The following is a 17,070-nucleotide window of genomic DNA, read 5'->3' as shown; positions in this document are numbered from 1 at the left end:
ATGGCTATGTTTGGCTGTGCCAGCGATAGCCAACATGAGGTTGGGAAATGGCGTGACATAGGCGCCAGTTTGTGCTGGCGGCGTCTTGCCTTGGGGAAGGGAGGGGGCGTCAGTCGCTGTTGTTGCTGACGCCAAACAGGCGATCCTTGGCGTTGAGCAGTTTTTGCACCTTGGCGCCCATTTTCATCAGCTGCGCCATCGATTCGGGCGACAGGCGCTGCAAGTCGTCGAACCAGGTGTTGGCCAGGTCGACCAATTCATACATTTCGCGCATGCGCTCCTGCGCATACTGGTCCACGGGTTCCGTGGCCGGCGCCAGCAGCGATTCGCGCAGCACCGTCAGGGTGGGCGCCACTTCGCGGCGGCGGCGCTCGGCGGCCACCACGCGGAAGATTTGCCACACATCGCCCAGCGAGGAAAAATACTCGCGCCGATCACCGGGAATGCGCGACTGGCGTATCAAGCCCCAGCCCTGCAATTCCTTGAGGCCGATGCTCACGTTCGAGCGTGAAAAACTCAGGTGTTCCGCGATTTCATCCGCGTGTAAAGGATGCTCCGCGACAAACAACAAGGCGTACACTTGCCCCACTGTCCGGTTAAAGCCCCAGCGGCTGCCCATCTCGCCGAAATGGCTGACGAAGGTCAGGATCAGCGGCGTCATTTGGATATGTTGAGTTTTCATAATTATCTGAATTTTTTCACGCCACACCCGCAGGGTCAATTGATATATGTCATGTTTCGCAGTATTATACAAAATATCGAATTTACAGAAAACTCTGAAAACTCAAGAAGTATAGAAGATGCCGACCACGCCCTTGTCCTTGCCCCGCTTTATTCTTCCCCGTGTCGCCAGCCTGGCGCAGGGCGGTGCCGCCTTGCTGTGGCTGCCACAAGCGGCCTTGCTGGCCTGGGCCGTGCAAGCCATGCAGGGCGGTGCGCCCTGGCGTGCGGCCCTGCTGCCGGCCGCTGGCGTGCTGCTGCTGGGTGTGCTGCGCGCCGGCTGCGAAGCGTGGGGCGCGCGGCGCATGTATGCGGCGGCGCGCGAGCACCTGTCGACCTTGCGCGCGCAAGTGGCGCAAGCGCTGGCGCAGCGTTCGCCGCTGGACCGCCAGCGCGCCCAGTCGGGCCAGGCGGCCAGCGTCATCGCCGAACAGGCCGAAGCCATCGTGCCGTATCTGGTGCGCTACAAGCCGGCACGCTGGAAAGTCATGCTCGTGCCGCTAGTGATCCTCGCCGTGGTGACGCCGCTGTCGTGGATCGCCGCCTTGATCCTGCTCATCGCCGCGCCCCTGATTCCCGTCTTCATGGCCCTTGTCGGCATGGGCGCGCAAGCGGCCAGCCGCGCACAAATGGTGGAAATGGGCAGCATGAACGCCTTTCTGCTGGACCGCCTGCGCGGCCTGGCCACCTTGCGCGCGCTCGACGCCGTCGAGGCCACGGCTGAACGGCTGGATGCCTCGTCGCAATCCGTGCGCCGGCGCACGATGGTGGTGCTGCGCATCGCCTTTTTGTCGTCCGCCGTGCTGGAACTGTTTTCCGCGCTGGGCGTGGCCATGGTGGCGGCGTTTATCGGTTTCTCCTTGTTGGGCAGCATCAATTTCGGCACCTGGGGCCGGGAACTGAACCTGGGGCAGGGCTTGTTTATCCTGTTGCTGGCGCCCGCGTTTTTCGAGCCCTTGCGCGAACTGGCCGCCGTTTGGCATGACAAGGCGGCCGGCGAAGCGGGCCTGGCCGGCTTGCACGACCTGGCGGGCGAGGGCGTGCCCCTGCCTGGCGCGCAGGTACTGCCTGCCGCCGTCTCCGCCGCAGCCATGGCGGTGGCGGCACCGCCCGCCGTGGAGCTCCGGCAATTGCGCTTTGCCCATCCTGGCGAGGCGCCCGTGTTCGACGGCTTCGACCTGAAGGTGCGTGCCGGCGAGCACGTAGCCCTGCTGGGCGCCAGCGGCGCCGGCAAGACCACCTTGCTGTCCTTGCTGGCCGGCTTGCTGCCCGCCAGCGGCGGCGACATCCGCATCGGCGGCGTGCGCCTGACCGACAGCACGGTCAATATCTTGCGCCAGCGCATGGCCTGGATGGGGCAGCGCCCGCACGTGTTTGCCGCGTCCGTCAGCCAGAACGTGACCCTGGGCCGCGTTGGCGCGAATGCCGCGCAGGTGACGCGGGCCCTGCACCTGGCCGACCTGGCTGCCGTGGCGCAGGCCCAGCCGGCCGTCATGCTCAGCGATGGCGGCCAGGGCTTGTCCGGCGGCGAAGCCGTGCGCCTGGCCCTGGCCCGTGTGGCCCTGCACCCGCATGCCGATTTGCTGCTGGTCGATGAACCGACGGCCCACCTGGACAGCGAAACGGCGGCGCGCGTGACGGATGCCTTGCTGGCACTGGCGAAAGGCAAGACGATGATCGTCGCCACACACGACCCCGTGCTGGCCGGCCGCCTGCAGCGCACGGTGCAGGTCGATGCCCGAGCCCTGGTACAGGAGCAGCAGGCATGAAAAATTCACTGATACGCAACCCCGTCCTGCGCCAGTTGCTGCTGGCCCAGCCCGGCAAGCTGATCGGCGGCGCCTTGCTGGCGGCCCTGACGGCGGTGTCCGGCATGGCGTTATTGGGCTTGTCCGGCTGGTTTATTACCGCCACCTCGATCGCCGGCCTGCATGCGTCCACCGCGATCCTGTTCGACGTGTTCGGCCCGTCCGCCGGCATCCGCCTGCTGGCCATCGGCCGCACGGGCTCGCGCTATGCGGAGCGCCTCGTCACGCACGACGCCACGTTCGCCGCGCTGGCCAGCATCCGCGTGCGGCTGTTCCGCGGCTGGTCGCGCCCGGAGGCGGCCAGTCGCCTGTTGCGCCAGCCCGCCAAGCTGCTGTTCCGCCTGACGGCCGATATCGACGCGCTCGAATCGCTGTACTTGCGCCTGCTGGTGCCCGCCTTCACGGCCCTGTGCGCGGCCTTGCTGGCCGGCGTGGCGCTGGGCGTGATGCAGTGGCAGCTGGGCCTGGGCCTGGCCGCATGGCTGCTGGCCGCCGGCGGGGGCATCAGCTGGATCGTCGCGCAGCGCGCCCGCCGTCCCGCCATCGTGCGTTCGCGCGCCATTGAAAAATTGCGTTCGGGCACTATCGACCTGGTGGCGGGCCAGACGGACCTGGTGATGGCGGGACGCATCGACGCCCAATGCGCGGCGTTGGCGCAGATCGACCGCTCGCTGGCGCAAGCCGATTTTGCCCTGCTGCGCCTGGAGACGGCTGCCGGCGCCGCGTATGGCGTGGCCGGCAGTGCGACCCTGGCTGGCGTGCTGCTGGCCGTGGCCGCGCTGCTGGAGCAGCAGGCGCTGAACGTGCCGCTGGCCGCGCTGGCCCTGCTGATCGCCCTGACGGCCGTGGAACCGTTTGCTGGACTGCGCCGCGGCGCGCTGGAAGCGGGCCGCATGCTGCTGGCCATGCGCCGTCTGGCGCCGCGCCTGGCCGGACGGGACATAGCGGTGCCGCCCGTGGATGCCGTGCCGGGCTTGCGCCTGGAACGCGTGAGCGCCGCCCATGCGGGCAGCCATGTGGCCATCTTGCATGACGTATCGCTGCACATCGCGGACGGCGAGCGCGTGGCCTTGATCGGTCCCAGCGGTGCGGGCAAGTCGACCTTGCTGGCCATCGCCGCGCGCGAGCTGGCGCCGCTGTCGGGCACGGTGGCTGCGCCGCGCGCCTGCCTGTTTACACAGAAGACGGAATTGTTCCAGGACAGCTTGCGCGACAACCTGCGCCTGGCGGATCCTTCCGCCAGCGATGAACGCCTGTGGGAAGCGCTGCAGGCAGCCGGCCTGGACGACGAAGTGCGGGCCTTTGCGGACGGCTTGGGCACCATGCTGGGCGAGGGCGGCTTGGGCTTGTCGGGCGGCCAGGCGCGGCGTTTGGCGCTGGCGCGGCTGTTCCTGCACGAGTCGACCTTGTGGCTGCTCGACGAAGCGACGGAAGCGCTGAATGCGCAGACGGCAATCGATGTCCTGCAGCGCCTGCGGATGCGCAGCGAAGGGCGCAGCTTGCTGATCGCAACCCACTTGCGGCGCGAAGCGGCGCTGGCGGACCGGCTGCTGCGCATCCGCGACGGCCGCATCGTCGAAGAGCTGCGGCGCGGCACGGATGGCTTCGAAGCGGCCCTGGCGGGCTTGCGGGGGGATTAACAAGAACGGAGACAGGCGGTACTGCAGGCCAGCCTGAAGGCAGCGGAACCAATCGAATCGCATCAGATAGATACCAAGTTTACAATTACAGTAGGGAAACACCAAGGAAATCATATGGACTTCGATATTGTCGCTTTATCCAGACTGCAGTTCGCGCTGACAGCTCTGTACCACTTTATATTTGTTCCGCTGACGATCGGCCTGTCAGTGATCCTCGCCATCATGGAGACGGTTTATGTGATGACGAACCGCCCCATCTGGCGCGACATGACCAAGTTCTGGGGTGTCTTGTTCGGCATAAACTTCGCCATGGGCGTGGCGACGGGCATCGTCATGGAATTCCAGTTCGGCATGAACTGGAGCTATTACAGCCATTATGTGGGCGACATTTTCGGCGCGCCGCTGGCCATCGAGGGCTTGATGGCCTTCTTCCTGGAAGCGACCTTCGTCGGCCTGTTCTTCTTCGGCTGGGATAAGCTGTCGAAGCGGGGCCACCTAGTCACGACCTGGCTGGTGGCCATCGGTTCGAACTTTTCGGCCCTGTGGATCCTGATCGCCAACGGCTGGATGCAAAATCCCGTCGGCGCGGCCTTCAATCCGCAAACGATGCGCATGGAAGTGACGGATTTCGGCGCCGTGCTGACGAATCCCGTGGCACAGGCCAAATTCGTGCACACGGTGTCGGCCGGTTATACAGCCGCGGCCGTGTTCGTGCTGGGTATTTCCGCCTGGTATCTGCTGAAGGGCCGCCACGTGCAGCTGGCCAAGCGCTCGATGACGGTGGCCGCCTCGTTCGGCCTGGCCGCCTCGCTGTCAGTGGTGGTGCTCGGTGATGAAAGCGGCTACCTGTCGTCCGAACATCAAAAGATGAAGCTGGCCGCGATTGAAGCCATGTGGACCACGGAGCCGGCCCCGGCCGCCTTTACGGCCATCGGCTTCCCTGACGCGAAAGCGCGCGAAACGCATTACGCCGTGCACATCCCGATGGTCATGGGCTTGATCGGCACGCGTTCGCTGACGACGGAAATCCCTGGCATCGAGCAACTGGTCGACCGCGGCGAGCTGCTGATCAAGGATGGCATCAAGGCGTATGACGCGCTGCAAACCATCCGCGGCGTGGCGCCGGGCAGCCCCGTGCCGCAAGAGGCGAAGGACATGTTCGAGTCGAAAGGCCAGTCCATGGGCTATGCCCTGCTGCTGAAACGCTATGTCGACGATCCTCGCCAGGCCACGCCCGAGCAGATCCGCAAGGCCGCGCTCGATACCGTGCCGCCCGTGGCGCCCCTGTTCTGGTCCTTCCGCGTGATGGTGGGCCTGGGCATGTTCTTTATCTTGTTGACTGGTACGTTCTTCATCCTGTCGACGCGCCGCACCCTGGACAAGCACCGCTGGCTGCTGAAGCTGGCCGTGTTCGCCATCCCGCTGCCGTGGGTGGCCATCGAGGCGGGCTGGATCGTGGCCGAAGTGGGCCGCCAGCCGTGGGTGATCGAAGGCGTGCTGCCGACGGCCGTGGCCGTGTCGAACCTCGGCGCTTCGACCCTCTTGATCACGATTGCCGGCTTTGCCGCCATCTACACCGTGCTGTTGATTATCGAAATGAAGCTCATGCTCAAGGCCATCCGCAAGGGGCCGGAAGAGAAGGCGCCGGCCCCCGTGCCAGCCCCCGCTGCCATTCAGACTCAACGCGCCTAAGGAGGGCCAGACCATGATTTTGCATGAAATGATTTCTTACGAAACACTGCGCCTGATCTGGTGGCTGCTGATCGGCATCCTGCTGGTGGGCTTTGCCATCACGGACGGCTTCGACCTGGGCACGGGCATCCTGCTGCCCTTCGTCGGCAAGACGGACCTGGAACGCAGGGTCGTCATCAACAGTATCGGTCCCGTGTGGGAGGGCAACCAGGTGTGGCTGATCCTCGGCGGCGGCGCCATCTTTGCCGCCTGGCCGCAACTGTACGCCGTCTCGTTCTCGGGCTTTTATCTGGCCATGTTCGTCATCCTCGTGGCGTTGATCGTGCGTCCCGTGGCCTTCAAATTCCGCAGCAAGCGCGAAGATCTGCGCTGGCGCGCCCGTTGGGATGCGGCCCTGTTCGTGGGCGGTTTCGTGCCGGCCCTGATCTGCGGCGTGGCGATTGGCAATGTGCTGCAAGGCGTGCCGTTCCGTTTCTCGCCAGACATGCACATCTTCTATGACGGCAGCTTCTTTGCGCTGCTCAACCCGTTCGCCCTGCTGTGCGGCCTCGTCTCGGTCGCCATGCTGGTGATGCACGGCGCCACCTGGCTGCAGCTGAAAACGGACGGCGCCGTGGCCGAACGGGCGCGCCGCTACGGCAGCGTGGCGGCGATCGCGACAGTGGTGCTGTATGCGCTGGCCGGCGTGGCCCTGTGGCTGTGGGTCGATGGCTACCGCATCAGCAGCACGGTGGTGGTCGACGGTCCGTCGAATCCGCTGCTGAAAACGGCGGAAGTCCACGTGGGCGCCTGGTTCCTCAATTTTGCCGCCCATCCGTGGACCTGGATCGCCCCTGCGCTGGGCCTGCTTTGCCCGCTGCTGGCGTTTGCCTTCCAGCGTGCGCGCCGCGAAGTGCCGGCCTTGCTGGCCAGCGCGGCCGGCATCGCCGGCATCATCCTTGGCGTGGGCGCGGCCATGTTCCCGTTCATCCTGCCATCGTCGATCGACCCGCGTGCCAGCCTGACGGTGTGGGATTCCTCGTCCAGCCACATGACCCTGTTCATCATGCTGGTCGTCACGGCCGTCTTCATTCCCCTCATCGTGGCGTACACGACGTGGGTATATAAAGTGCTGTGGGGTAAGGTTGATGAAAAAGCAATCAAGGACGACAGCGGTCACGCCTACTAAGAATTTACGAAAGGAATAACTATGTGGTATTTCGCCTGGATACTGGGTCTTCCGCTGGCGGCGACCTTCGCCGTGCTCAACGCGATGTGGTATGAAATCGCCGATGGCGACACGACGCCCGAGCAGTACCGCGACACGCCGAAATAGGAAGGTGTCGGCTTGACTGGCCCCGCCCCGTGCGCATGCATCGGGCGGGGCTTTTACTTTTATCACAGCAAAATGAATTCGCCGCGGATGCGCAGCTTCATGCCGCGCGGCGCATCGGCGCCCGCCGCCACGGCCCAGGCCGTGATCCATTGCGCGCAGCGTTCCCGTTCTGCCGCATCATGCAAGCGTTGCAGGCGTGCACCGGCCCGGTCGATGCGCTGGGCCAGATACAGGCGCTGATCCATGGGATCCGTTTTTTTGCTGTAATGCTGCATGGCTTTTCCTTCCCGCGTGGCAACTTCATTCGTCATGGCATAGCCATGTACGCGCGGGTGGGGCGGCCAGATTCAGTTTCGGCAAAAAAAAGCCACCGCAAGGGTGGCTGATGGGGGAGATGCCTTCAGGAGGGCGTCTTGCCGGCCGGTTTTGGGGTGGCAATGGCGATCGGGTCGCTGGCCGGAAAGCTTTCCTTCAGCGCTTCATCGAGCGCTTCCTCCGCATGGCTTTCATTGGCCGGCGTGGGCGAATCGCGCTCCGGTGGCGGGGCGGGTGCGGTGGCGGCGTTGGTGCTCGAATGCATGATGATCCCCTTGTGGTGGTGCGCCAGTCGGCCGGGGGGCCGTGGCGCGTGCTGATGCTTCCAGCCTAGCACATCGCGCAAAAAAGGCGCGCCCGCTGCGCCTGCCGACGGGGATGATGGCGGCGTCTGCTACACTGCGCTCCACTTTTATCGACGGAACCGCCATGACCTCCCTTTCCTTGCCGTACCGCGCCACCGCCTTTGACGCCTGTGCCTGGCTGGCTGAACAGACGGGCACGCCTTGGACCCTGGCACGTTTGCTGGAGCAGGGCGGCTTGCCCTACGTCTGGCTCGATTACAGTGAAGAATGGGCCGAACTGTTCCATGATGGCGTAACGCGCTATGCGGCGCCTGTCGTGTTCATCGGCGACAAGGAGCACCTGGCCTCGGGCGCCGATGACGTGTGGCTGCGCTTTACGCGCGACTCGGGCAACATCGCCATCGAGCTGAAGGCGCCGGGACTGCGCGTGCCGGTCGATGGCTTGCACTTCCAGGAGCGCGATCTGTTGCGTTTGCTCAAGGAACTCCAGCACCCACAGCCGGACCCGGCCGAAGCTGAAAAAGCGGCGCCGGTGGTCTTGCCCAGCACCTTGAAGGGCCTGGGACGCGAGCAGATTTTGATTGCCTTTGCCGGCGTGGGCAAGATCGACCTGGACAAGGGGTTGGCCAGCGGCGTGGGCATCTTTGGCGACGATGGCGCGCGCGTGCGCAAGAATTCGCGCGGCGGCAAGAACAGCCACCTGTGGCATCCGGTGACGTTGGCGTTCGGCTTGCACGATGTGCACCGCGTGCCGATGGCGCACCTGAAGAAGGCCTTCGCCACGCAACCATTGCTGCGCGAATGGAAGGCGGACTGGCTGGAATCGCTGCGCTTGCTGGGCGAGTAATAATATTGAATCAAACCCGCCACGCCTCGTGATGCGCGGTAGCCACGGCGGCGTCTTGTGCGGCGGCATCAGCCTTTCGATACTTTATTTACTCTCCTCGATTCTGCCACCGCATTGCGTATAGCACACTCTGTAATCTGCCTCGCATTGCCACGTTCCAGCTGTGTTGGAAGAACAATATTGCCGTTTCTTCGAGCACAGTTCCCGGTCAGCATCTGTTTTCGCAACTGCCAGGCAAATGGAGACGGTACTGACATTCCTCATCTCACAAGCCTGTACCTGGGCCGCCGCAACTTGCTCTTTGCCTGCGATGCATATTTGTTGATTGGTCCCGCAGCTCGTCACGCATTGACGGCCCGCGTCGGAGTCCGGGGGAATAAAGCGATAGCTGGTGCAGCCGGCCAGACTGATGGCGAAACAAATCGCCACAGCAAGGCGTGACAAGAAGGAATTGTGGAATTGCAAGGTACGCATGCTTGAAAAGGGCTTTCCCGTGTAGATGAATGGGGTTGAATATCGTATATGTTGATATTCTGACAGGCGATCTTTTCATGAACAATGCGCTGCAATAACTGTTACATCTTAGCGGGTGGAACTGCTTCTCGACAACGGTGTTCTACGAGCGAGAAGCCGGGCAGTTTTACAGTTCGATCGGCGCCACCTCGGTGCCGATATCGGGCGCCGCGTAATGCATGCTGAAATACACGAAAGCGCCGATGTTGATGGCGACCGTGATCCAGAACGCGATGCGGAATGAACGCTTGCTGGACTTGTGGCGCAGCCATTGCTGCGCCAGTACGGCACCCGGCCAGCCGCAAAGCAGTCCCAGCAGCAACAGGGTGCGTTCCGGCGTGCGCCAGCGTCCCTGTTTTGCTGCGGACTTGTCGATCGCATAGGCGACGAAACAGCTCAGGCTCAGCACGCCATACACGAGGGCGACCAGGGCGGGAATGTGGAAAAAGAAAGTGGCCAGCAAATACAGAACAACAAAGAACAGGATGACAAGGTAGGGCATATGATGTGTTTGCTTGAGCGGGGGGCGTGAGTATCCCACAAGGGGAGCGATGCTGCAGCTTAAAACAAACAGCCTTGCGCCGTATCGATGGGCACGGCGCGGCGGCGGGCGTGGCCCGTTTTCAGCGCTTCGCGGTCGCTGGACAGGGCGATGCCTTCCAGGGCCAGCAAGGTTTCCTTGGCATGCAGGCCGCCCGCAAAACCCGTCAACTCGCCCGTGGCGCCGATGACGCGGTGGCAGGGGGCGATGATGGAAATGGGATTCTTGCCGTTGGCGGCGCCCACTGCGCGCATGGCGGCGGGACGGCCGATCTGGCGCGCGATCTCGCCATAGCTGCGCGTCTGGCCGTACGGTATCGTCAGCAGCGCACGCCACACTTCCTGCTGGAATGGCGTGCCGGCAAAATCGAGCGGCACGTCGAATTGCTGGCGCGTGCCGGCGAAATATTCCGCCAGCTGGCGCGCCGTTTCCTGCAGCACGGGGCAACTGTCATCGACGCGCATCGCGCCCAGACGCACGCGGTTGGGCTTGTCGTTTTCCCACAGGATGGCGGTCAGGGCCGCGCCGCGCGCCACCAGGGTCAGCTCGCCCACGGGCGAGGGCACCACGATGCAGTCGTATTCCATGTTTGTTCCTTGATCAGATGGCGCCAGTTTAGCAGGATGGCGGCAGCGTGCATGTCGTCTGCACGATCGCGTGTAGGATAACCTTTTTCGGCCCGGAGAATGTGCTTTGACGACGATCCCTACCTATGACGATATCCGCGCGATTGCCGCGCGGCTGGTGCGGCAGCAGTATCCCACGGCCGTGGCGGCCATCATCGGCGGCTCGTTCGCCACGGGCCGGCAGACGCCCAGTTCCGATATCGACTTGCTGCTGCTGTTCGAGCACCTCGACTGCGCCTGGCGCTCGACCATCGTGGCCGAAGGGCGCACGGTGGAACTGTTCGCGCATGACGTGGCCACGTTCACGTATTTTTGCAAGGAAATCGATGCGCCGGGCGGCACGGTGCCGCTGGCGAGGATGGTGCTGGAAGGCGAGAACATCGCCGCGCCCGGACCGCAGCACGCGCAGCTGCTGGCGCTGGCGCAAGCCATCGCCGCCGCCGGGCCGCCCGTGCTCGATGTGGACAATTTGCAGCGGCGCCGCTACGCCATCACCACCTCGCTGGAAGACCTGATCGACAGCCGTCACCCGGGCGAGGCGCTGACCGTTGCCTGCCAGCTGTATCCGGCGCTGGCCGACCTGCACTTGCGCGCGGCGGGACAGTGGAGCGGCGAGGGCAAGCACCTGTTTCGCCGCCTGCTGGCGTTCGACGCCTATATCGCCGGGCAACTCGATGGCGCGCTGCGCCTGGTGGCGGCCGACTTGCCGGCCGGCCAGCATGCGTTCGGGCAGGTTGCCGCCGCCGTGCTGGCGCCGGTCGGCGGCCCCTTGCTCGATGGCTTTACCCTGCCGGCGCCCGCGCACTGGCGCAGCGCGCCGCAGTAACTGTCCCGCCAGGGGGATTTACTGCTGCGGCCAGCGCTGCGGATAATGCCTCTTGATGTAGTCGGCGACGGCCTTGACATCGGCATAGCCGGCATTGCCGCGCCAGGCGGTGTACATGAAGCCGTTGACGCCCGTTACGCCATTGCTTTCCGCCTGCGCCAGCGCCTCCATCCAGGAATGCACATTGCCGGTGTCGAGGGCGCTGTCGTCGTAGTAGCCGGCGATCATTTGCCGATGCCCGAGGCCATGGAAGAATTCCAGCGATGCCTTGCGCTTGGCGGTCCCTTCATCGCTCCAGTTGACGATGACCGTAGTCGTCTTCAGGCCTTCCCATGAGTTGCTTACGTCGCCGTTGACGGCCCAGTATTTGGGAATGGCGTTCATCTTCGGATCGAACATGTCATTCCAGACATACAGTTCCAGATTCGGGTACGCTTGCAGCAGGGTTTCCTGGTGTTTCTCGATCATGTGCGCCAGGTATTTGCCAGCCGTGATGTTGCCGCAGGCAGGATCCCAGTTGAGTACCCGGTTTTCATCGTAGTAGAGGAAGAATTTCGTCGGGCCGTCGAGCAGGCCGTGGATATTGTCGTAATACTGTTTCTGGATATCGAAGAATTTCTGATAGCAGGCGCTGGCCGGCGTACTCCACATGGAGGTCATGTTCTGCGCCGACTGGTAGGCTGATACGTGCAGGATGGCGCCTTCGCCGATGCTGCTTTGCGCGGGAAGGTTCAGCGCTTCCGTGCCAACGACATAATCGAGCGATTCCACATACGTGATGCTGCCGTCTTCCGACTTGACCGTGACGGGCAAGGTCGCGGGATTGCGCCGTATCGTATGGGCCAGGCCGATCTGTTTGATGTCCAGATCATCGAGCCAGACGGCGCCAGCCTGCAGCAGATTCACTTTCCAGCTGCCAATATACAAATACGTCAGGGGATTATTCCCTGTATTGAAGTCCAGATTATATTGTTTCCAATCCTGCGTGCCAGCCAGTGTGTTGCCGCTGCCATTCCAGGCGCCATTTTGCGTACCCCAGCCCAGCCCGGCGTTGGCATTCGAATACATTGGCGCCTTTGCCGTGGGATCGGTAATCTGTATCCTGAATGCGGCGTCGGGATGGTAGTTTTCAGTCTTGATCCAGAACGATGCGCGGTAAGCGGTGTTCGGGCGCAGGTTGCTTAACTTGCGGTGCAGCCGGGCCATATTGCTGTCTCCAGCCTTGCTGAATTTAATCGAGCGCTGGCCCGTGTGCGCGACCGTATTGTCGACAACGCTGTTGCCTGCCGTTTTTTCAAACAATTCCCATGCCGGGCTGCTGTTTTCAAAACCGGGATCGTCAATGGCAGACAGGCCAACAGGCACCGCGCGCCTGCCTTGTACGATAAACGGCGTATCGATGGCCGGCAAGGCCTCGATCAAGTCCGGCGCGGCACTGACGGGGACTTCCGGGCCGCCGCCGACCGGTATCAATTCGATGCCGTTATCCTTGGCCGCCTGCACCACTAGGGCGAAATTGGGGAAGTAATTGGGATATTTTGCCGCCGTGGCGGGATTGAGCATGGCCACATAGGAACCGCTGCCGCCCGCATTGAGGGCGATGCCGTTATAGCCCTCCGCCTTGGCGACATGAATCAGCTCGATGACCTTGTTGAAACTGGCATCGGCCGTGGAGGCTGCTGCCGTAATATTGCCGCCGTAATAAATCCAGCGTTTTTCAAAGCAGTTCGTGCAAGCTGGCGCTGCCGCGTTTGCGGAAAGCACCGGCAGCACGCCGGCGCATAACAGCACCAGTGCCGTCCAGACAGCCGTCTTTTTCATTTCCATCAGATATCCCTGTTTTAAATTTTTGATAATATCAAAAAATCATTAACGCAAGGACGTGTTCATGGCTGATTGTTGCCTATTTCAATTCCATATCAATGAATGCGCTATCGCGCAGATCATTGCCATTCACGGCACGGCGGACAGGGCTTCGTCCGCCGTGCTGGCGCCCGCGATGCGCTTATTTAAAACGCCGTGCGCACGGCCAGGCTGATGTTGCGCGGTTCGCCCCAGAACACGCCGTCGAAGAAGCCCACGTTGCGGTAGTACTTTTTATCGAGCAAGTTATTCACGTTCAACTGCACGCTGGCATGCTTGCTGAGCGTATAGCTGGCCATGGCGTTGACCAGTGCATAGCCGGCCTGCGGGATATCCGTGATCGTGCCCGATGGCGGGCGGCCGTACCACGATTCACTGTAGGTGGCGCTTTGCGCCGTCATGCTGGCGCCCGCTTTCAGGCCAGCCAGGCTGCCGTCGAAGCGGTAGCTGGTGGCCAGGCGCAGCAAATGGCGCGGCTGCGTGGTGGCGGCGCGTCGGCCATCTGCCTCGGCCGCGTGCAGGTAGGTATAGCCGCCGCTCGCTTCCCAGGCGGGCGTGATCTGGCCTGAGACGTCGAATTCCACGCCCTTGGCCGTCACGCCGGCGCCATTGGCCACCATGGCCTGGCCGCCGTCGGGCAGCAAAAAGCCGGGCGGCACCGTGCGGTCGAGTTCCGCCAGGTTCTTTTTCTTCGTGTGGAACAGGGCGGCCGACGCATTCAGCTTGCCTTCATAGAATTCGCCCTTGATGCCCAGTTCCGCATTGTCGCCCGTTTCCGGCGCCAGGAACTGGTTGTTGCGGTCCTTGCTCGATTGCGGGTTGAACAGCTGCGTGAAGCTGGCGTAGGCCGAAAATTGCTTGTTGATGTCGAACACGGCACCCACATACGGCGTGACTTCATTGCGCGTTTCCACGAAGTCGCTATTGTCCGTGTGCACGCCTCGCGTATCGTAGTTGCGCGTATCCGTACGGTACGTGCTGCTGCGCGCGCCGATGATCAGGTGCAGCGGGTCGGCCAGGCTCAAACGCGTGGCCACATAGCCGCCCGCCAGGCGCGTCACGGTTTCCGTGTGCGAGCCGTCCGGGTGGAACACGGGACGGGGAATGTTGCCCGTCCAGCTGCGGTAATCGGGGATGAAGTCCGGGTAATTGATTTTCGCTTCGCCGCCCAGCGAGCGCGAGCGCTGGTTGCCGCCGTTCCAGCCGACGATGGCCGTGTGCTTGCGTCCCAGCAAGGTGAAGGGACCGCTGGCGTACACGTCGAAATTGTCGCTGTTCTTCTTGCCTGCGCCCCAGGCGCCCGTCCACAGGCGCATGCCTTCACCGGTAGCCGGGTCGGGATGGCCCGCGCCCGCATAGGCGACGGTGGTGCGGTTCGTGCTTTCCGTGCGCGCATAGCCCAGGTGCACATTCCAGTTACCGGGCAGGCGCTGGTCCAGCGATGTGAATAGCGTGTGCTGCTTGTTGGCCCAGGTGCTCCATGGCGTCGTGAAACTGGTGTTGCGCGGCAAATTGGCCAGGCTGCCATCTGCGTTCCAGTACGGCACGGCGCCCCAGGTGGCGCCCGTGGGTTTGTTGTCCTGGAAATCGACGCCGGCAGTCAGCAGGGTGCCGGGGCGCACGTCCGCCTCGACGATGACCATGCCGACCGTCTTGCGCTCGTGATACATGTCCAGGTAGGAATCGCGTTTTTGCCAGGCCAGGGCTGTGCGCGCCCGCACGCTGCCCTCCGCGTTCAGCGGCGTGGAGAGGTCGGCCTCGACGCGCTGGTCATCCCAGCGGCCCATGATCAGGCCGGCGCTGGCCTGGAATTCCTTCGTCGGCCGCTTGCGTATCATGTTGATGGTGGCCGACGGGTCGCCCGTGCCGCCCATCAGGCCGGTGGCGCCGCGCACGACCTCGATGCGGTCATACAGGATCGTGTCTTGCAATGGCGCATTGCCGCCGCGCGCCATGCCGTCGATCTGGATATTGTCGATGCCGAAGCCGCGCGCATAAAAGGTCGTGCGCTCCGTATCGTTCTGGCCCACCTGGATGCCCGTCGTCTGTGCCAGCGCCTGATCCAGGCGCACGGCGCCCAGGTCGTCAAGCAGCTGGCGCGTGATGACGCTGACCGATTGCGGCGTTTCGCGCAAGGACATGTCCATGCGCGTGGCGCTGCGCGCTTCGCCCGCCGTGTATGACTGCGTGCCTTCCGTGGTAGCCGTCGACTGGCCCAGCACGGTGACGGCTGGCATGGTGACGTCGGCCGCAGCGGCGTCGGCAGCCTGTGCCGGCAGGACCACGCCGGCGGCAAGGCTCAGCAGGGCGATGTGCAGCAGGCGGGGGAGGGGGCGCAAGGCGGGCTGGTGCGAAGAAGAAAATACGGTAGTCGATTGCATCATTGTCCTGGAATATTGTAGTCGTGTGTTTTCCTATCTCGTCTGGCGAGGTGCGCAGTAGCTGGGGGGATGGCGTGATGCTGGCCCGTGGTCTGGCTTGGATAGCAGTTCCACCGCAAGGCCCGGCGCGGTCGGGCAGTGGAAAAGAAGGGCGCGCGATTCCCGTCACTTTCGTGAATAAGAATCATTATCAATATAGGCGATATTTGCCAAATAATCAAGCGCGTGCACCAAAAGAGTGCAGACAGGAGTGCAGGCAGACCCGGGGCGGCGCATCGGCGGGCCTTCTGCGATAATGCAGGCGCTGATAAAATATTTTCCTCATTGAAAGAAATGCATGCGTACATGGATCGCTTGTGCCGGATGGTTGTGTGTCGTGTCGCTGGGCCAGGCCCAGGAACACGCGCCGCCGCCGGCTGTTCCCGCGCCGCTGCAGAGCGCCAGCGTGCCCGCCGCCGTATCGCCACCCCTTGCGCCTGCCACGCCTGTCATACCCGCCGCGGCACCGGTATCGGCACCGGCGCCAGCGGCGAGCGCAGACGAAGCCTTGCCACCGCAAATGGTGACGATCACGGCCAGCAGCGACGCCAAGGCGCCGCGCATCCGTTTCACGGCTTACCGCGAAAGTTATCTGACGGCCAGGAAAGTGTGGCAAGTGTCGAGCGGCAGCGTGGTCATGGCCCTGCGCCTGATTCCTGCCAAGCTGAGCGCCACCATCGACGACGTGCGTGTGGCCTTGCAAGGCAATGGCGCGCCTGTGCCGATCAAGGTCTCCAGCGGCGGGGTGTTTGTCGTGCCGCTCAACGATGACATCGCCGCGCAGGACGGCACTTTCCTGGTGAACAAGGGCAGGGGGGAGCTGACGGCGAATATCGTCCTCCAGCCGTCTGTGGCGCGCGATGCCTGGAACGTCACGCGCGTGGGGCAAGTCTTGCAGGACGCCAGGCGCGCCGTGCGGGCCATCACGCCATGGTACAAGCGGCCGTTCGCCAGCGATGTGCAATCGCTGGCGTTTTGCGCGGCCGAGCGGGGCAGCGCCTTGCAGTTGATGGATGGCGAGCAACTGATCGCCACCTTGCCCATGAACGAGTCGGCCGTGAACGACATCAACCAACCCGTGTTCTGCAAGATTTTCGACGGCGAAGACAAATACCCGGGACACTACCGCGTCGTCATGCCCGAGCAAGCCACGGTGCTGCTGCTGTAGAGGTTAGTTTGGCTGGCGCTGCACCATTTCCAGCGCCGCCGCCAGGGCCAAGTCCATCGTGGCCTGGTGGAAGATCAGCCATTGCGGCAAGAGCGACAGCGCATGGCGGCCCTGTTCCAGGTCGCCTTCATCGACGGCGGCCCAGGCATGGTGCAAGCCGCTGAGCACGCGCGCATGCTGTTCGCGGTGGTTGGCCAGCGAAGGAAAGGCGATCTGCTCCATCAAATCCTCTTCCTCGCGGAAGTCGCGTTCGACGGCCGCGATCAGTTCGCGAAACGCCACGCTGAAATGCTGGTCGCCCAACTGCTGCAGCCGCGCCAGCTCCTGAAACAGCGCCTCATGCGCCTCGTCGATGACGGGAACCCCCAGCGCCATCTCATCCTTCCAATGCGATTTACCCATGCCGATGCTCCAGGTTAAGTCCGTCACGGTGCGAAGCGGACTGTTCCAGTTTGGGCGCAGCAAAGGTGG

At 63.4% G+C, this 17,070-nt stretch carries 16 protein-coding genes; 8 read left to right on the top strand and 8 right to left on the bottom strand.

Annotation, left to right across the window (positions count from 1 at the left end):
* Positions 1-109: 109 nt before the first annotated feature.
* Positions 110-661: a GbsR/MarR family transcriptional regulator gene (locus tag IGS58_RS16560; protein WP_170909696.1), complete on the bottom strand. Its 552-nt coding sequence runs from the start codon at positions 659-661 to the stop codon at positions 110-112.
* A 139-nt stretch (positions 662-800) separates the two neighbouring features.
* On the opposite strand from IGS58_RS16560, the gene cydD reads away from it, so the two are divergent.
* The 5 genes from cydD (at position 801) to cydX (ending at position 7,175) form a co-directional block, all read left to right on the top strand.
* Positions 801-2,489 carry a thiol reductant ABC exporter subunit CydD gene (gene cydD, locus IGS58_RS16555; RefSeq protein ID WP_230522075.1) on the top strand — a complete coding sequence of 563 codons (1,689 nt, stop codon included), beginning with the start codon at positions 801-803 and terminating at the stop codon, positions 2,487-2,489.
* The gene (locus tag IGS58_RS16550) at positions 2,486-4,168 is read left to right on the top strand and encodes an amino acid ABC transporter ATP-binding/permease protein (RefSeq protein ID WP_230522074.1); all 1,683 of its coding nucleotides are present in this window, start codon (positions 2,486-2,488) and stop codon (positions 4,166-4,168) included. The genes cydD and IGS58_RS16550 overlap by 4 nt, the downstream gene beginning before the upstream one ends.
* Before the next feature lie 114 nt (positions 4,169-4,282).
* Complete coding sequence (locus IGS58_RS16545) at positions 4,283-5,860, top strand: cytochrome ubiquinol oxidase subunit I (RefSeq protein WP_099387367.1); 1,578 nt, start codon at positions 4,283-4,285, stop codon at positions 5,858-5,860.
* A gap of 13 nt (positions 5,861-5,873) precedes the next feature.
* Positions 5,874-7,028, top strand: coding sequence for a cytochrome d ubiquinol oxidase subunit II (gene cydB, locus IGS58_RS16540; protein WP_230522073.1), 1,155 nt, complete (start codon positions 5,874-5,876; stop codon positions 7,026-7,028).
* 21 nt (positions 7,029-7,049) lie between these two features.
* Positions 7,050-7,175, top strand: coding sequence for a cytochrome bd-I oxidase subunit CydX (cydX, locus tag IGS58_RS16535; protein ID WP_070258990.1), 126 nt, complete (start codon positions 7,050-7,052; stop codon positions 7,173-7,175).
* A 62-nt stretch (positions 7,176-7,237) separates the two neighbouring features.
* Here the strand turns inward: cydX and IGS58_RS16530 are convergent, their stop codons facing one another.
* Positions 7,238-7,486, bottom strand: a complete 249-nt coding sequence (locus IGS58_RS16530) for a hypothetical protein (protein WP_139144250.1) — start codon at positions 7,484-7,486, stop codon at positions 7,238-7,240.
* 89 nt (positions 7,487-7,575) lie between these two features.
* Positions 7,576-7,755 (bottom strand): hypothetical protein, encoded by a 180-nt coding sequence (locus IGS58_RS16525; RefSeq protein ID WP_034786014.1) that lies wholly within the window; start codon positions 7,753-7,755, stop codon positions 7,576-7,578.
* Between the two features lie 164 nt (positions 7,756-7,919).
* On the opposite strand from IGS58_RS16525, the gene IGS58_RS16520 reads away from it, so the two are divergent.
* The gene (locus IGS58_RS16520) at positions 7,920-8,642 is read left to right on the top strand and encodes a hypothetical protein (RefSeq protein WP_230522072.1); all 723 of its coding nucleotides are present in this window, start codon (positions 7,920-7,922) and stop codon (positions 8,640-8,642) included.
* A gap of 640 nt (positions 8,643-9,282) precedes the next feature.
* Here IGS58_RS16520 and IGS58_RS16515 read toward each other — a convergent pair.
* Together IGS58_RS16515 and IGS58_RS16510 are read right to left on the bottom strand one after the other, a co-directional pair.
* Entirely contained in the window at positions 9,283-9,657 is a 375-nt protein-coding gene (locus IGS58_RS16515) for a DUF1294 domain-containing protein (RefSeq protein WP_070258986.1), read from the bottom strand.
* Positions 9,658-9,716: 59 nt separating this feature from the next.
* A complete protein-coding gene (locus IGS58_RS16510; RefSeq protein WP_230522071.1) occupies positions 9,717-10,283 on the bottom strand; it encodes a methylated-DNA--[protein]-cysteine S-methyltransferase in 567 nt (188 codons plus the stop codon).
* Positions 10,284-10,389: 106 nt separating this feature from the next.
* Between IGS58_RS16510 and IGS58_RS16505 the strand changes: the two genes are divergently transcribed.
* Positions 10,390-11,148, top strand: coding sequence for a nucleotidyltransferase domain-containing protein (locus IGS58_RS16505; protein ID WP_230522070.1), 759 nt, complete (start codon positions 10,390-10,392; stop codon positions 11,146-11,148).
* An 18-nt stretch (positions 11,149-11,166) separates the two neighbouring features.
* Here the strand turns inward: IGS58_RS16505 and IGS58_RS16500 are convergent, their stop codons facing one another.
* Positions 11,167-12,975, bottom strand: a complete 1,809-nt coding sequence (locus tag IGS58_RS16500) for a carbohydrate binding domain-containing protein (protein ID WP_230522069.1) — start codon at positions 12,973-12,975, stop codon at positions 11,167-11,169.
* Between the two features lie 182 nt (positions 12,976-13,157).
* Positions 13,158-15,392: a TonB-dependent siderophore receptor gene (locus IGS58_RS16495; protein WP_230522068.1), complete on the bottom strand. Its 2,235-nt coding sequence runs from the start codon at positions 15,390-15,392 to the stop codon at positions 13,158-13,160.
* Between the two features lie 337 nt (positions 15,393-15,729).
* Between IGS58_RS16495 and IGS58_RS16490 the strand changes: the two genes are divergently transcribed.
* Complete coding sequence (locus tag IGS58_RS16490) at positions 15,730-16,599, top strand: hypothetical protein (RefSeq protein WP_230522067.1); 870 nt, start codon at positions 15,730-15,732, stop codon at positions 16,597-16,599.
* Positions 16,600-16,602: 3 nt separating this feature from the next.
* Here IGS58_RS16490 and IGS58_RS16485 read toward each other — a convergent pair whose 3' ends face one another.
* Positions 16,603-17,001: a bacteriohemerythrin gene (locus IGS58_RS16485; protein WP_034786005.1), complete on the bottom strand. Its 399-nt coding sequence runs from the start codon at positions 16,999-17,001 to the stop codon at positions 16,603-16,605.
* Positions 17,002-17,070 lie beyond the last annotated feature (69 nt).

Source organism: Janthinobacterium sp. EB271-G4-7A, from assembly GCF_020858075.1.
GTDB lineage: Bacteria > Pseudomonadota > Gammaproteobacteria > Burkholderiales > Burkholderiaceae_D > Janthinobacterium > Janthinobacterium lividum.
The sequence above is the reverse complement of the archived record's forward strand: the minus strand, read 5'-3'. Positions and strand labels throughout refer to the sequence as shown.

What these genes read in the sequence shown, in the direction of transcription:
- IGS58_RS16530 (WP_139144250.1), bottom strand. Translation starts at nt 7,486, where the DNA reads ATGACGAATGAAGTTGCCACGCGGGAAGGAAAAGCCATGCAGCATTAC.
- IGS58_RS16510 (WP_230522071.1), bottom strand. Translation starts at nt 10,283, where the DNA reads ATGGAATACGACTGCATCGTGGTGCCCTCGCCCGTGGGCGAGCTGACC.
- IGS58_RS16520 (WP_230522072.1), top strand. Translation starts at nt 7,920, where the DNA reads ATGACCTCCCTTTCCTTGCCGTACCGCGCCACCGCCTTTGACGCCTGT.
- IGS58_RS16515 (WP_070258986.1), bottom strand. Translation starts at nt 9,657, where the DNA reads ATGCCCTACCTTGTCATCCTGTTCTTTGTTGTTCTGTATTTGCTGGCC.
- cydD (WP_230522075.1), top strand. Translation starts at nt 801, where the DNA reads ATGCCGACCACGCCCTTGTCCTTGCCCCGCTTTATTCTTCCCCGTGTC.
- IGS58_RS16485 (WP_034786005.1), bottom strand. Translation starts at nt 17,001, where the DNA reads ATGGGTAAATCGCATTGGAAGGATGAGATGGCGCTGGGGGTTCCCGTC.
- IGS58_RS16500 (WP_230522069.1), bottom strand. Translation starts at nt 12,975, where the DNA reads ATGGAAATGAAAAAGACGGCTGTCTGGACGGCACTGGTGCTGTTATGC.
- IGS58_RS16560 (WP_170909696.1), bottom strand. Translation starts at nt 661, where the DNA reads ATGACGCCGCTGATCCTGACCTTCGTCAGCCATTTCGGCGAGATGGGC.
- cydB (WP_230522073.1), top strand. Translation starts at nt 5,874, where the DNA reads ATGATTTTGCATGAAATGATTTCTTACGAAACACTGCGCCTGATCTGG.
- cydX (WP_070258990.1), top strand. Translation starts at nt 7,050, where the DNA reads ATGTGGTATTTCGCCTGGATACTGGGTCTTCCGCTGGCGGCGACCTTC.
- IGS58_RS16525 (WP_034786014.1), bottom strand. Translation starts at nt 7,755, where the DNA reads ATGCATTCGAGCACCAACGCCGCCACCGCACCCGCCCCGCCACCGGAG.
- IGS58_RS16545 (WP_099387367.1), top strand. Translation starts at nt 4,283, where the DNA reads ATGGACTTCGATATTGTCGCTTTATCCAGACTGCAGTTCGCGCTGACA.
- IGS58_RS16495 (WP_230522068.1), bottom strand. Translation starts at nt 15,392, where the DNA reads ATGCAATCGACTACCGTATTTTCTTCTTCGCACCAGCCCGCCTTGCGC.
- IGS58_RS16550 (WP_230522074.1), top strand. Translation starts at nt 2,486, where the DNA reads ATGAAAAATTCACTGATACGCAACCCCGTCCTGCGCCAGTTGCTGCTG.
- IGS58_RS16490 (WP_230522067.1), top strand. Translation starts at nt 15,730, where the DNA reads ATGCGTACATGGATCGCTTGTGCCGGATGGTTGTGTGTCGTGTCGCTG.